Source organism: Brachyspira intermedia PWS/A, assembly GCF_000223215.1.
Taxonomy (GTDB): domain Bacteria; phylum Spirochaetota; class Brachyspiria; order Brachyspirales; family Brachyspiraceae; genus Brachyspira; species Brachyspira intermedia.
This window is the reverse complement of the sequence record NC_017243.1, coordinates 1,289,044-1,305,477: the sequence shown is the minus strand read 5'-3', so window position 1 is coordinate 1,305,477 and position 16,434 is coordinate 1,289,044. Positions and strand designations below refer to the sequence as shown.

At 27.9% G+C, this 16,434-nt stretch carries 11 protein-coding genes; 4 read left to right on the top strand and 7 right to left on the bottom strand.

The annotated features are described in order from the left end of the window. Positions 1-93: 93 nt before the first annotated feature. On the top strand, positions 94-1,479 hold the full coding sequence (locus BINT_RS05760) for a UDP-N-acetylmuramoyl-L-alanyl-D-glutamate--2,6-diaminopimelate ligase (RefSeq protein WP_014487610.1): 1,386 nt from the start codon (positions 94-96) through the stop codon (positions 1,477-1,479). 205 nt (positions 1,480-1,684) lie between these two features. Here BINT_RS05760 and BINT_RS05755 read toward each other — a convergent pair whose 3' ends face one another. From BINT_RS05755 to rplI, 3 genes are read right to left on the bottom strand one after another with little or no spacing between them, the layout of a single operon-like run. Beyond that, the gene (locus tag BINT_RS05755) at positions 1,685-2,491 is read right to left on the bottom strand and encodes an MlaE family ABC transporter permease (protein WP_014487609.1); all 807 of its coding nucleotides are present in this window, start codon (positions 2,489-2,491) and stop codon (positions 1,685-1,687) included. Positions 2,492-2,511: 20 nt separating this feature from the next. After that, positions 2,512-3,912, bottom strand: a complete 1,401-nt coding sequence (dnaB, locus tag BINT_RS05750; RefSeq protein ID WP_014487608.1) for a replicative DNA helicase — start codon at positions 3,910-3,912, stop codon at positions 2,512-2,514. A gap of 38 nt (positions 3,913-3,950) precedes the next feature. Continuing rightward, positions 3,951-4,466 (bottom strand): 50S ribosomal protein L9, encoded by a 516-nt coding sequence (gene rplI, locus BINT_RS05745; protein WP_014487607.1) that lies wholly within the window; start codon positions 4,464-4,466, stop codon positions 3,951-3,953. 207 nt (positions 4,467-4,673) lie between these two features. Between rplI and BINT_RS05740 the strand changes: the two genes are divergently transcribed. Next, positions 4,674-5,192, top strand: coding sequence for a flavodoxin family protein (locus BINT_RS05740; protein WP_014487606.1), 519 nt, complete (start codon positions 4,674-4,676; stop codon positions 5,190-5,192). Positions 5,193-5,260: 68 nt separating this feature from the next. Here the strand turns inward: BINT_RS05740 and BINT_RS05735 are convergent, their stop codons facing one another. Together BINT_RS05735 and BINT_RS05730 are read right to left on the bottom strand one after the other, a co-directional pair. Next, positions 5,261-6,073, bottom strand: coding sequence for a TatD family hydrolase (locus tag BINT_RS05735; RefSeq protein WP_014487605.1), 813 nt, complete (start codon positions 6,071-6,073; stop codon positions 5,261-5,263). Positions 6,074-6,104: 31 nt separating this feature from the next. Continuing rightward, positions 6,105-6,455: a histidine triad nucleotide-binding protein gene (locus BINT_RS05730; protein WP_014487604.1), complete on the bottom strand. Its 351-nt coding sequence runs from the start codon at positions 6,453-6,455 to the stop codon at positions 6,105-6,107. A 202-nt stretch (positions 6,456-6,657) separates the two neighbouring features. Between BINT_RS05730 and BINT_RS05725 the strand changes: the two genes are divergently transcribed. Beyond that, positions 6,658-7,464: a ZIP family metal transporter gene (locus BINT_RS05725; protein ID WP_014487603.1), complete on the top strand. Its 807-nt coding sequence runs from the start codon at positions 6,658-6,660 to the stop codon at positions 7,462-7,464. Between the two features lie 72 nt (positions 7,465-7,536). Next, positions 7,537-8,469, top strand: coding sequence for an alpha/beta hydrolase (locus tag BINT_RS05720; protein ID WP_014487602.1), 933 nt, complete (start codon positions 7,537-7,539; stop codon positions 8,467-8,469). A 53-nt stretch (positions 8,470-8,522) separates the two neighbouring features. Here BINT_RS05720 and BINT_RS05715 read toward each other — a convergent pair whose 3' ends face one another. Further along, positions 8,523-9,251: a hypothetical protein gene (locus BINT_RS05715; RefSeq protein WP_041177291.1), complete on the bottom strand. Its 729-nt coding sequence runs from the start codon at positions 9,249-9,251 to the stop codon at positions 8,523-8,525. A gap of 114 nt (positions 9,252-9,365) precedes the next feature. Beyond that, positions 9,366-16,352: a PD40 domain-containing protein gene (locus BINT_RS05710; protein WP_200859225.1), complete on the bottom strand. Its 6,987-nt coding sequence runs from the start codon at positions 16,350-16,352 to the stop codon at positions 9,366-9,368. Positions 16,353-16,434: the final 82 nt, after the last annotated feature.

The window sequence follows — 16,434 nt, the reverse complement described above, 5'->3', positions numbered from 1 at the left end:
ATTTAATAATAAAGTCAAGAAAATTATATTAATTGATTTTATAATTTTTTATTTTTATTGTTTATAAATATAAGATAAATTTAGGATTAAATTATGAAAAAATTCAATACACTTATAAAAAACTATAAAGTTTCAAAAGAAAGTCAATTAACAAAAGAATGCTTAAACACAGAAATAAAAGGTATAGCATATAATTCAAGATTAATAAAGAAAAATTATTTATTCGTTGCTATAAAAGGACTTAAAGATGACGGACATAAATATATAGAAAGTGCAATAAATAATAAAGCAAGCATTATAATATATGATAATACTGCAGATAAAGAGTTCATAAAACAATTACAAGATAATCATAAAGATGTGCATTTTGTTGCTGTAAAAAATCCTAGAGAATGTCTTGCATATATTTCAGCAAAGTTCTTTGATGAGCCTACCAAAAAAATAAATACAATAGGCATAACAGGAACTAATGGAAAAACTACCACAACATATCTATTAAAATCTGTACTTGAAGCTAATAAAAATAAAACAACTTTAATAGGCACTATCAAAAATATGATAGGAAAAACAGAAATAAAAACTAATCTCACCACTCCTGAATCTATTGATTTAGAAAGTATATTTGATAAGTCATTAAAAAAAGGTGTATCTCATATAGTTATGGAATCATCATCTCAGGCACTTGCTATGAACAGATGCGATTATTTAAATTATGATACCGCAATCTTTACTAATATAACAGAGGATCATCTTGATTATCATGGAGATATGCAAACTTATCTTAAAGCAAAATTAAAATTATTTTCACTATTAAAAGAAAGTAGCAAAAAGAAAAAATTAGCAATAGTAAATATAGATACTGATAACTTTAAACAAATATCTAATCATATAAAAAAATTAGGAATAAAAATGGTTACTTATGGAATCAATGAAAAAGCTGATTATTATGGAAAAGTTATTTCATTGAATTCTAAAAATACAGAATATGAATTCTATGCTAAAGGTAAATTTATATCAAAAGTAAAATTATCAATGCTTGGAAGATTCAATATTTTAAACTCGCTTTCAATTTTAGCTTATGTTTGCGAGAATAAATTGAATATAGAAAAGTCAATAAAAGCTATGAGAAAAGTACAAGTAGCTGGAAGATTTGAAATAGTAACCAAAGAAAAACATCCATTTATAGTAGCAGTTGATTATTCACATACGCCTGACAGCTTAGAAAATATTTTAGTAGAAGCTAAAAAATTAAATCCAAACAGAGTTATAGCAGTATTCGGATGCGGAGGAGATAGAGATAGAAAAAAACGTCCTATAATGGCAGAAATAGCTGAAAAATATTCTGATATAGCAATACTCACAACTGATAATCAAAGAACTGAAGATATTAATCAGATAATGAGCGATATTGAAAAAGGATTCAAAAATAATAATTATAAAAAATTATTGATAGAAAAGAAGCTATATTTGAAGCAGTAAAAGAAGCTAAAGAAAATGATATAATTATAATAGCCGGAAAAGGTCATGAAACCTATCAAATATTCCCTGATAAAACAATACATTTCGATGACAGAGAAGAAGCAAGAGAAGCTTTAAAAAAGTACTACCCTAATATTTAAAAAAATATGAGCAGACAATAATTCAATTTCATATTGCCTGCTCATTTTATGTATATGAATTATAATTACATTCCAAACATACCAAGTATAGAAACAAGTATATAGTCAGTTATAAGTATTATCATAAAGCTATAAACAACGCTTATAGTAGTAGCCTTACCTACTCCCTCAGCACCGCCTGAAGTTCTAAAACCATAAAAACAAGATATAATCATAACTTCAGCACCGAATATTGTAGACTTTATTAAACTTCCTATAAAGTCCCCCATACTTATTACAGAAATTGCCCTGTCAAAATAATGCATAGGATCGCTATGTAAAACGAATACAGTAACAATAGCACCTCCTAAAACACCTATAACATCCGCAGAAACTGTAAGCATAGGAAGTGATATAACAGCAGCCCAGAAACGAGGGACAGCAACATACTCTATAGGATTAGTATATAAAGTTTTTAAAGCATCCAACTGTTCACTTACCTGCATAGTACCAATCTCAGCAGTAACAGAACTTCCAACCCTTCCGGCAAATATCAAGGCAAGAAGCATAGGAGATAACTCTTTAACCATAGCTTTACCAACCATAGAACCTACAAATTGGGATATACCTTTCAATACACTGTCAAGAACTACAGCTATCTGCAATGACATAACCATTCCTGTACAAAGCACGGTAACTGCAGCAACAATAAATGAATCAACACCCATTCTTATTATCTGTTCTTTTAAAAGTTTAAAAGAGAATGTTGGTCTGAATGTGTATTTAAACACCTCCATAATAAGAGCTGCAAATTCTCCCAAAGTTGCCAAAAAACCTACTACTTTATTTTTTACACCCTTTCGTAATTCTATTTTCATATCAAACAATTCCATAATAAAATTGCTCCTTATAATTAAGACTCGCTGCTATTATAAATATTTTCAAATCTTGTTTGATCTGCTATAAAGTGAAGCGGTATGCCATCATGTATAGCACCATTTCTATGTTTTGCAAGTATAACTTCAACTTGATTAGTTTTTTCATCTATTACTTCATCATCTTTGCCTTCTTTATTAGGCTTTTGTCTATGCAAAAACATAACTATGTCAGCATCTTGCTCTATAGAACCTGACTCCCTTAAATCTGAAAGTCTCGGTTTATCCTGTCTTTGTTCAACGGCTCTTGATAACTGTGCCAAAGATATAACAGGTACATTAAGCTCTTTTGCTAATGCTTTAAGCCCTCTTGAAATATCAGCTATTTCCTGCTCTCTTGTACCATTTCTTCTAGCATTAGAACCGGAATGAATTAACTGCAAATAATCAACAACAATTAATTTTAAATCTATTTCCTTGCCTGTTGTTTTACTCATTTCAGCAAATTTATATTTCATTTGCCTAGCCTTTCCCCTTATTTCCATAATAGTTAATTGGCTTGAGTCATCTATCAATAAATTTGCCTGAGATAGGCTATTAAAAGTTTGTCCGAGTTTAGTCCATTCCTGTTTCTCTAAATCTCCGGATCTTATCCTAGATAAACTTATTCTAGCCTTACTTGCAATCAATCTTTCTACAAGCTGCATTCTGCTCATTTCAAGAGAAAAGAAACCAATACCGAAGTTAGAAGTTTCTATATTTGTAATGACATGTTCTATTATATTTAAAGAAAAACTAGTCTTACCCACCGAAGGTCTTGCAGCCAATATTATTAAATCTGATGGCTGAAAACCATGTGTAACCTTGTCAAGTGCTATAAAACCAGAAGGTACTCCTGTAACAGTACCTTTATGTTTTTTTCTGCTTTCTATTGTAGTTAAAGCTTCATAAAGTAAATCTCTTATATGAATAAAATCATTATCAAGTCTTCTTTGAGTAACTTCAAATATTTTCTTCTCAGCAAAATCAGCAATATCTTTAGTTTCAGCATCTTTTGCCTCATAAGCTGATTTTTGTATATCCTGAGAAACAGTTATCAAATCTCTTAATAATGATTTTTCTGCAATAATTTCAGCATAATATTTTGCATTCTGATGAAAAGGGGTTCCATCTATAATACGAATCAAATATGCTTCATCATTTTGAATGATTTTTTCAAATAAACCATTTTCTTTAAGATATCTCAAAGTTGTTTCTGCATTTATCGCTATTCCTCTATTATGCATTTCTAAAATGCTTTCATAGAGCATACGATTTCTTTCACTGTAAAAATCAGTAGATTTTATTTTGGATATAGCGACAGATACAGCCTGAGAATTTTGAAGCATGGCACCCAATAGAGACTCTTCAGCCTCTATTGAGCAGGGTGTATTATTCATTAAATATTATGCCTATTAATTGGATATTAGCTTTTTACTTAAGCTTCTGCAGATGCTGTTTCAACTGCTGCATTATTTTCTTCTTTAACTTCTTCTGCAGCTGGATTTTCATCTACATTTACAACTTTAATTTTGATATTAGCATTAACGCTATGGTATAATTTGATTTCAACTTCAAAGTCACCTAGTTCTTTTATATGTTTTTCCATATGAACATCGCGTTTGTTTATATCAATTTCTTTTTCTTTCAAAGCATCAACTATAGTTTGTTGGCTTACTGAACCATATAATTTGCCGTTTTCAGCAACTTTCATAGGTATAACAACAGTAATGTCTACAATTTTACCTTTTAATATTTCTGCTTCCATTTTTCTTTTAGCTCTTTTCTTTTCTAAGCTTTTTTGCATTTGAGCTAAAGTTCTTAAATTAGCAGCATTTTTTACTACTGCTATATTTCTTGGAATAAGGTAATTTCTTGCATAGCCGTCTTTTACTTTACATATATCACCTTCATAACCTAATGATATAAAATCTTTTTTTAAGATAACTTCCATTTGCCTTCTCCTTGATTTACTCTATTAAATAATAATATAATAAATTTCACTTTATAATTTCCATATTATAACATATTTTACATACAATAGCAAGTATCAAAAAATAGTCAATATAAAAAATAAATAAAATACTACTATACAGTATATTGCTAAACTTTTAAAAAATGTTATAATAAATTAGAATAATCTAACAAAAGGAGTTAAAAAATGAAATATTCTATTGTTTATACAAGTAAAAGCGGAAATACTGAAAAATTGGCTTTGGCTATAAAAGAAGCTGCTAATGGAGAATGTCTTCAATGTGTAAAGCCTGATGCAGTGGACAATGCTAAAGTTAATGATTCAGATATAGTATTCGTTGGTGCTGGAAGCTATAAAGGTACTTGCGATGAAGCTGCTGGAAAATTTATGCAGACATTAAAAAATAAAAAAGTATTCTTATTTATGACTGTTGGTTATGGTGATAATCAGGCTTATTATGATAAAATGCTTAATCCTGCTAAAACTTTCTTGGATGCTTCAAATAATTTAATTGGCACTTATGCTTGTCAGGGTCAATGGATAGACGGACAAAAGAAAAATTTAGAGAACATGCTTGAAAAAGCTGCAAGCGAAGATGAGAAAAAAGTTGTTCAAGCTAAATTAGCAAATTATGATAATGCTATGGGACACCCTAATGCTGATGATTTAAACAAATTAAAAGAAGTTGTTAAATCTATTAATTAAAGATAATATTAATTAAAAATAAGCTCTCGATAATAGTTTTTACATTATTGAGAGCTTTTTTATATCAATCATATTCTATTCAAATCAATAGGCAATTCTAAAACTCTTACAGCATTTTCTAAAGCAGTTCTCATAATATCCTCGCTGCTTTCTCCCCTAACCTCTGCCAGTACTTCTACTGTATAAGGAATAAAAGATGGTTCATTTGCTCTGCCTCTAACCTTTTGAGGAGTAAGATAAGGAGCATCAGTTTCTATTGTGAACATATCTTTAGGTACATATTTTACAGCATCTCTTATAAAATCATTTTTCATATATGTTGAAGATCCTGAAAAAGATAATATATATCCCAAATCCAAAGCATTTTTTGCATCTTCTACATTTCCGCTAAAGCAATGAAATATTCCTCTTTTTGGCAAATCTGCATCTCTAAGAACTTTAAAAGTATCTTTGAAAGCATCTCTGCTATGAATCAATATAGGCAAATCAACATTTTTTGCTGCCTCGCATAAAGCTCTAAAAAATGCTTTTTGTTCATTTTTATTATCTTCATTATGATAATAATCGAGTCCTATTTCTCCTACAGCATATATTGATTTATTTCTTTTCTCTAATGTTTTTTTATTTAAATTTTTTATTTTTAATTCAAAAGCTTTTAAAGTGTCTTCATCATTTTCATTGGCATAATCAGGATAATAACCCATACTAAAGAATACACCTTCAGCATCGGATAATATAAACATACGTTCGTCTATATCATCTGGGTGAACTCCTATATCCACAAAATAAAATATTCCTGCCTTATTAGCACGCTCTAAAACTTCTTCTAATTCTTTGCTTTTTTTAGATATATATGTAAGATGGCAATGACTGTCTATCATTATGTTAACTCCAATTATAATCTATTTTTTATTATTCCTCTAAATTATCGCCTGAAAGTATATGGAAATGAACATGGAATACTGTCTGACCTGCTCCGGCACCGCAATTATTCATTATTCTAAAAGATTCCAAACCTTGTTCTTTAGCAACTTCTTTTATAGTTTCAAGAACCTTATTCATTATAAACTCATCTGTTTCCAATATATTTTTAACATGAGGCTTAGGTACAACAAGTAAATGTACTTTTGCTTTAGGATTTAAATCTTTAAATACCACGCAGTATTCATTTTCTTTTATAAACTGTGAAGGAATTTCTCCTTTTATAATTTTACAAAATATACAATCTTTATCAAAATATTTATCTTCATTATAATTACTCATAATAATTCTCCTAATAATCAAAATATAATTTATAATTAAAAAACTGTTACAATATAAATATAATAAATTAAAATGAAAAATTAATCTATATTATAATAAAAAAATAAATCATATTATTAGTAATTATTATCAATAAGTATTGAAATTAATTTTCATAATATATATAATAATTTCATAAAAAATAAAAACAAAAGGTATAAAAATGATAGAAAATTATTCACCTGTATCGTTGGCATTATTCGGAGGCGGTATAACTTTTGCATTTACTGCATTAGGCTCAGCACTTGTATTTTTCTTTATGTCAGAAATAAAACCTAAATTATTAGCAACTATGTATGGATTTGCAGCAGGAGTTATGACTGCAGCTAGTTTCTGGTCATTGCTTGCACCTTCAATAGAATTATCAGAAAATACTAATCTTCCTAATTGGTTAATACCAGTAGCAGGATTTTTATTAGGGGCATTTTTTATATGGGTATTGGATAAAGTAATGCCTCATATGCATATAGTAAATGGTCATGAAGAAACAGAAGGTACTAAAGTTCAATTATCAAAAAGCATACTATTATTCTTAGCTATAACTTTACATAATATACCTGAAGGTTTAGCAGTAGGCGTAACATTCGGAGCTTTTTCTGTTGGGGACAGCGGAGTAACATTCAATGCTGCATTAGCTTTAGCACTTGGTATAGGTTTACAGAATTTCCCTGAAGGTGCTGCAGTTTCTCTTCCTCTCAAAACAACAGGGGTATCAAAATTAAAATCTTTTTCACTCGGTGCAATATCAGGAATAGTAGAACCTATTGCTGCCGTTATAGGTGCTTTGGCTGTTACAAAACTCACAATCATACTTCCAATAGCTTTGGCTTTTTCTGCTGGTGCTATGATGTATGTTGTTATAGAAGAACTTGTGCCTGAAGCTGTTGCAGAAGAACATAATCATTTTGGTGTATTCGGCTTTATATTCGGATTCGCTATAATGATGGTTTTAGATGTGGCTTTAGGTTGATAAATACCATATTGCAAAGTTAATAAAAAAATATAATATATATTGCATTGATTTATCAATTAAGGATATTTAATGCAATATATATTATATATAATACTTTCTATAATAATTTTATTATTAATAATACTAACAATAATTTCAAATCACTTCGTTAATAAACTTCTAATAAAAACAAATAAAAAACTATTTGAAAGAAAAGAAAGCAATAAGGAAGAAAGCGAAGAAAAAAAACGAATCAAAGAAGAGAGAAGAAAATGGTTTGAAAGCTCTCAAAAAGATGTCTACACTATTTCAAGCGATAATTTAAAATTGCATGCTCATCTTATAAATAATAACAGCAATGTATATGTTATAATAGTTCACCCTTATGAAGCAAGAGGCTCATATATGAAATATTTTATAGAAAAATTTTATAATATGGGATTTAATGTATTAGCAATAGATTTGAGAACTCATGGAGAAAGCGAAGGAAAAATATATTCTTTAGGATATTTAGAGAGATTGGATGTTTTAGCTTGGATAAAATATATAAATGATAATTATAATGATAGCCAAATAATTCTTTATGGAATTTCTATGGGAGCAAATGCTGTCATGATGTGCTGTAATGAAGATAACACTAATAATGTAAAGGCAATAATAGAAGATGCTGGTTTTACAAATGCATATGAACAATTAAAAAGAAGATTAGACATGGCATATAAATTTTCTTTTCTTCCAATAGTTGAAGCAACATCATTAATGTCAAAAATAAGATTAGGTTTTTCATTTAAAAATATTGATGTAAAAAAAAGAGTAGCAATGTCAAAAATACCTATTCTTTTTATACATGGCGATAAAGATGAACTTGTAGATTATAATATGGTTAATAAACTTTATGATGCTTGTTCATCTGAAAAAGAAAAACTCATTATAAAAGACGGTCATCATATATCTGCTGTTTTCAGTAATGAAGATTTATATTGGAATACAATAAAAAATTTCATTGGTAAATATATTAGTTAAATAAAAAAGCAGGATAATAAATACCCTGCTTAAAAAACTACTTAGAATATATATTAATTGTCTACAAAGTAGAAGCTGAATTGTCCGCCTATATCAACAGCACCATAATCATTTTTATTGAATCTTGAGTCATTAACTCTTCCTGGTCCGAAATCATACCCAACATAAAGTCCTAATCCTAAAGCTGTTTCATCACTAAAGAAGAATAAATAATCCAATGTTAATTTAAGATAAGGAATTACTGACATTTGATATTTATTTTTAATATCATTTAAAGTATAATAAGCATTAGAAGTTTCAAATTGATTATATGTAGCATTATAATTTTTTGTAGATTCTCCTCCAGCCAATGGAATTTTCACTCCTGCCCCTATTCCTATAAAGAAGTTATATATATTAAATTTAGGAAGTATGCCTATATTTAACGTGTCAAAATAATAAGTTGTTTTTACATTTTGATATTGACCTGTAGTACCTGCTGCTTTGCTTTCATTAAAGGCATAAACATCTCTATGATAAGCTAAATCCAATGCTATAGAGAAACCCATATAATTATCAAAACCATTGTATATACCAGGAGTTATTCCAATACCCCATTCAAAAGCAGCATCAGTAGTTAATTTACCATCGCTGCTATTAACTCCTAATTTATGTTCCTGATAACTTTGTGAAATGGATGCTCCTAATGGTATATATATCCCTATACCGCCATTAAAATCTGCGAAAACAGTGCTGAATTGCATTATAAAAATACTAATAATTGCGATAAGTATCTTTTTCATAAACACTCCTTTATTAATTAATTATAATAATATTATAATACATTGTAAATAAAATGTCAAGAAAAAGTAAATAATTTTTACTAAAAAAGATAAATATCGCTAATAAAGTAAAATTTATTTATCAACATAATTCTTAGGTATACCAGGAAGTATATAATCAAATAAAGCATAATTGGCCATATATAAAGTATCCCTGTCATTTGGATTTATAGCATTAACAGGAACTCTATATGTCTTTATATATCTGTATGAATCAATTATACCTTTATCAAAATTATTATATAAGTACTTCATCACAGTATAATAATCACCTGAAGCATTAGTTGTGTATGTAAATAAAAGTTTAGTATCATTTCTAGCTTTTAAATATCTGTTTATATCATTATTTCTAGCTGGAGATAAGAAAATATCCATATCATCATAAGGCTTATTTCTATTTGTATCTATTCCTATATAATGCATTAAAGGTATTTTTCCATTAGCATTATCAAATGATTTTACAGCCAAACTTTCTAATGAAGTATAAAAGTTAGTTTCAGTATTAAGTTTTATAGAAGGCTTACCAACATCTAAAATAGATAAAGGAGAATACTGGAACTCTCTTATTTTTATAACATCATTATTCTGGAATGCCTCCAAATATGCAAAAGGAACAGTAAATAAATTAGCAGCAGAACCTGTTATATATATAGTCTTCACTCTTTCAGCATCTTTAATTATATCAGATGAAAGCATAGCACTTTGAATAGATTTTAATGAATTTCTTCTATCCCTTGGTTTTGCTACATTTGTAAAGCTATTTAAATATGTATTGAGTTTATCCCTATCTATCAATACGGCTTTTTTAACTTCGCTGTCGCCTATAACATAACTATAAGCTGCATATTTATTATCCTCATAAGCATAGAATATAAACATAGTATTAGTATTTTCATTAGAGAATATTTCATAAGCATCTTTTATATTATTATCAAAATTACTTTCAGGAACTCTTATTTTATTTAATAATCCATATATATAAGCTGAATTAGTTTTGTATAATGAATAGAATCTATTAGCAAAATCTGCTACTGTTTCAGTTTCAAATATATATTGATTTCCATAAATATAATTCATAGTAGTGAATATATCATTTTCATTAGTTGCATCTTTATTCATTATAGTATTTGCAACAGTTAATACCTCATTTGTATTTTGCATTCTATTCAAGAAATTAGTTACTGTATCAATAGGAGTATTAGCATATATTAAGTCATAAAGAACGGCAACTTCTAAAATTTTATCTTTATTCTCTCCGTCTACCCTATTTGCAATATAATTTAAATATCTTACAGACTCTTTAGGATCATCTTTAGCTTTTAAGAATCTTGATAAAGTTCTAGGTGTAAAGTATTCATCTATTAAATCATAATTATTATTAGTATACAAATACATAAAATGCAATGCTCTGTTAGCACCTTTAACTGCCCCTTCTTCTCCCATTCTTCTATAAACAGGAAGCATTGCTTTTATAAATCTGTAAGCATTAGAATCGCTTATATTAGTATATGAACTCGCAAAGAATTTATAACCTTCTTCAGAGAATAAATAAGCTGTATTTGTATCTCTAACCTCATATCTGTCTTCAACAATTCTAGCATAATTAAGCATCTTTTCATTATCGCTTTGAGAATAAGCAATAACATTTGACATCATTGTCATACTTGGAGATGCACTTGCAGAATAAGAATTATAAAGTCTAGTTTTAAATTCATAAGCTGCATTTGATAATGAAGATACATTGTAGTCAGGCTTTCCATATACAGTAAACATATTATTATCATAGCCTTTCATGCTAACTTCTAATGAATTAGATGATAATTTTCTGAAATAATTAGTATAGAACATTACTCTAGAATCTTTTCCGCCTTTTCCTACAACTAAAGCTATATTATTTATATTTCTTATAACTCTTCTATTATTTGTAAATGTTTCATTATCGCAATAAACTATATATAAATTCTTTTTCATTATATTAGATATATCGGAAGCAGAAGCCCCTGTTATATCTGTAACTAATGGAACATAAGAATTAGTAATGATATCTTTTAACTCTATAAATCTGAAATTGCCTCTTCTTCTCCTGTTTGTAGAAACTGTATTAGTAGAAGTCATATTTGTAGACATATCATTTGAAGACATACTATTAGTTTCTTCAGGATTATAAGAAACATTCATATATAAATTATTATTTAATTCATTATCATTTTGCAAATTATTATAACTATAAACATTATTAGTAGCATTAGTATTGCTTGCCATAGTCATACTATTATTTATTTCTTTTTGAGCATTTCTAGTAGTTCTAAAGAATGCTATTAATTTACTATCTATATAAGCAGTTTTTGCAGGAAGCATATATTCTGTTGAATCGTACAATTCTCTTACAAAAATATTTTTATTGCTTATAACAATAGGTCTGAATCCTATATGAGTAACATAGTTTTTAGTTTTAGGCATAGCATTAGTCTGCATATAGAATTTAGTTTTTCCATTTTCTCTAATAAATCTATATCCTAAATAAGTATCCCAAATAAGAGTTTCATCTTTACGCATAGATTTATCAATATCTTCAGGTTTAACATCGCATATAACTATAGGCTCTATAGGAGTATTAGAGAATTTTTCTATTGCCTCTTTTTCAAATTTAGATATTTCTTTAAGCATAGCAGCTTCCATCTTACTGTCATAAGGAGTAGCTACAGAATTTAAATACATTTGATATGAGTATAAAGCTTTTTCATAAAGTTTATAATATTCTCTAAGATAATAATTATTCTCACCCAAAGTATAAAGTCTTCTATCTAAAAATTTCCTTCGCATATCAATAGCATCAAACATAGCAAGTATATTGATACTAGCATCAGGATAACTGTCTTGTAAAAACTCTATAACTTTATATTTAGCCTGTCTTAATATAAAGTTATTATCTTCTACAAATGTTATCATAAATACACTTTCTCTTAATCTCTTTAATATTCTAAATACATACTGCACAGGATAATCCAAACTATCAGGATATCTATTTCTATATTTAGAGCTGAAATCAATCAAGGTAGTAAGTATTGCAATTTCTTCAACAGCAAATGCAGAAGTCTGTGCTTTTGAGAATGCTGACATATATTCTCTTGCCGCTTCCTCTATATATCCTGCCAATTCATAAGCTTTGGCTAAATTATATCTTATAATAATTTCTGTTTTTAAATCCACTGGAAAATTAGAATTAGATGACAAAATATATTTATATCTATCTATAGCATCCTTAAGCATAGATAATCTTTGTACATTAACATCATGATCTCTCATATCTGTAGGATCATCAGATTGTTTTTTCCTATAATTAACACTATTATCAGCTGTAAGTTTGAATGCCATTATATAATTGAAAGCTGCTATATGAGAATATAATAATAATCTATCCTTTGTACTTACAACATTATTTGTAGATAATATTTGAAGTGTTTTAGTGGTATTAAATAATTCTATAAAGAATTCTCTTTTAATAGAAGTTAAATCATTTTCTGATAAATATCTTAAATATAAAGATGATAAACTTAAATAGTTTTTAGCATCATTTTCAGCATTCTGATACTGCAGACTAGGATTATTTTCTAAAGTTTTTTTATCTAAAGTTTTCTGATATTCTTCTATAGATGTTTTGAAAGACATAATAGAATTTGACTGATCTCCCTGTCTGTAATAAAGATATCCTTCATTATTATAATATGTAGCAAGCATTAAAGGCTGAATAGATTTTTTAGGCTTATCCTGAATAATATAATTACGGTATGAAGATAAAGCCTCTCTAGCTTCAGAATATCTTCCCATTTTCTCATACAATTCCTGATATATAGAATAAAGCATCTGCTGTTTATCTACGTTTAAAGGTTCTCCAGGGATATATCCTCCAAATGAAGCAAGTCCCAAATTCACCACATTAATATTAGCACCATATAAAGTTATACTAACATAATTCGGAGTATAAACAGAAGAATCCAAACTATCTATTTGAGCCTTTACACTATCACAATAAGCCAAAGCATTATTGTAATCTTCTAATTTTAAATAACATGCAGCAAGTAAAAGCTGATTAAGTTCATTTTTATTAACATCATCTTTAGTAAGTTTATCCCTTTCTAGTAAAGAGTCTATAGCCTTTTCATAATCTTCTTGCTCTATAGCAGCAACTGAAGTATATCCAACTATTTTATATACACTTTCCTTATCACCTAATTTTTCAAATAAAGCACGAGCTTTCTCATATTCTCTATAAGCTCCTTTTATATCATTATTCATCCATAAAGAATAACCATAAAAGAAATGATACCAAGCCTTACTTTTATCTGAGCCAGCCTGATTTAGAAGACTCTCAGCTTCTTTATATTCATTAACTGCATCTGAATATCTTCCATTTATCAAATAAGAATTAGCAAGCATTATAGATACAACATTAGGTTTAGTTCTTACTTTACTTTTAGCCATTATTAATGAATCTATAATTTCTGAATCCAAATTTTGTGTTTGGAATGCAAGCATATTATAGCCCATATATTGACCATTGGTAATTGCATTATCTTTATAAGCCGGCACTAACTCTATTACACTTTTAGATATTTTTTCATCTTGAAGAACCTGCATTCTTAAAGCCTGAGCAAATGTCAGCATCTCAGCCTTTTTTACATAATAATTTTCTTCATCTGGATATAAGAATATGGCAAAATTAATATATGAAGTAGCTTTCTCAACTATAGTATCAAAAGCCTTATTTAAATACAAATAAAATCCATCTTCTCTTTTTTTCTCACTTACAACATAACGTTCAGGACTATACTGTTTTGATACAGCTATACCATAATATCTATTAGCCAAATAATAATAAGCATTTGCAAGTTCTGCATGTGCTTCATGAGAAGAGTATCTAGTTGATAAAATATTTCTCTCTCTCTCAAATATAGTTTCTTCAAGAGATTCTATTGTACTATAAGCTCTAAGTCCGCTCTCTATAACTCTTGATGATGCTGAAGTATCATTAGGGTTATATTTCAAAGTTTCATTATAATTATCATAAGCAGCTGCATATTTACCTTCATTATATGCTTTATCTGCTAGAGATTTATAATAATCAGCTAATGTATCTTTACAATACTGAGCCTCATAAGTAGAATCAAAATTCTTTCCTCCTGAACTTAATGCTTCTTTAAATAAAGCATAAGCACCATCATCTTTTTGTGCCATAAGTACCTTAGCATTAGCATAATATCCTAAGGCAAGCATTATATCATTTTTAGATTCAACATAGGGTTTGAATAAATTCGTAGCATCATCAAAATTTCTTGAAAGTATAAGTCCGTCTAAATATATAAGTCTTGTAGCTACAGCTAAAGGAGCATAAGGGTGAGCATTTTCTATTATAGTATCATAAGAAATTTTTGAATCTTTTATAAAATCTTTTGCAATCTCTAATCTGTCTGAAAATAATAAATCTTTTCTCTTATAAGGATTATTATAAATATCATCATCATCAGGATATATATATCCGCTATCTTCAACTGAATGAGCATATAATTTAGCTATAAGCAAATATAAATCTTTATTAATATTTAAATTAAGAATTTCGCTAAGTATTGCAAATGTATCTTCATTATTTTTATTAACTTTATATTTTTCATTGGCTGATATATATCCTGACCAAGCTATTAAATTTGTCATTTCTAAATCATTATTAGTTAAAAAATATTCATTTGTGTAAGATTCTATATCAAACCAATTATTATTAGTATCAAAATTTTCATCTATTTTTGATGTCAAAAATCCAGGAAATGTATCTGGATATTCTGATATTAGTACTTTTTTAGTATTATTATATTCCTTAATATTATTATTAGTATATGATGATATCATCATATTAAAATATGCTTTAGCAACATTATTCTGATCTTCAGAAAAAGGAAAATATTCAGCAAACCTATCTATAACATCAACTTTTCTGTTATATGGAAGTTCCACAAAACTATTATACATAGTTGAAGAATTATCATCTTTTATAAAATATTCTTTAGTAGACCCCATTGTAACTATACTTGTACCATCTTCGCTTACAACATAAGCTCCTACTAAAGCCGAAGGATAAGCAACATTAAAAGTAGTTAATTGAGTATCTTCTGATAAAACATAATATTGATGAGTTGCTAAAGAATATGACATTAAACGTCTTTTATCATAATAAGTTAAATTTCCGTCTTTATCAGAATCTTTTTCTATTTCAAAGAAAATAATTGTATCATCATTATAAAATGTAGGATTAAATTTAAATGTTTCTGTATCTGTAAGTATAGTTAAATTAGTTTGAGAATTAGTGTCTGAATTTAAATCTAATAAAACTAATTGAGAATATCTTTCACCTACTTTAGAAGTAATAAAAGCTATTTTTGTATCATCGAAAGAAAATGCAGGAGAACTAGCTTCAATATCTGATAATTTCTGAACATCTTTACCATTAGGCTTAACAGTAAAAAGTTTTTTAACTCCGCCATCCCTGTCTGAAATAAAAGCTATAGAATTACCTTTATGAGAAACAACCGGATCAGTATCATAACCCTTATAATCAGTAAGTCTTACAATACTCTGCTCTAAATTTTCTAAATTATTTTTAGAAGTTCTTATACCAAGGTTATAAAGCTTAAATAAATAAATATCTCCAAAAGCATCATCTCTAGTTGAAGAGAATACTATATATTTTGATTTATCATCAACAGAAACAGATGTATCTATTCCAGGACTTCTAGTCAATCTATAAGTTTCTAGAGTATATGAATCTACTGCAAAAACATCTGTATTTCCGGCATTTTCTCTTGAATAATAAATCCAAGTACCTTCTCTATCAATTACAGCATCCAATGCCGGATTTACTTCACCAGATGTTAAAGAATACCTTTTATATTCCTTTAAAAAAGGTCTGCTTTCAAATGCATAATCAGTATTTTTTTGACTTGATGCACAAGCAAACAAAATAAAAGAAAATAAAATTAATATTTTAAATTTTATATAACACTTTAATCTCATACTCTTCCAATTATAATAATTTATTACAAAACTAAAACATATGTAAAGTATTATACAAAAAAAACAAATAAAATCAATCTAA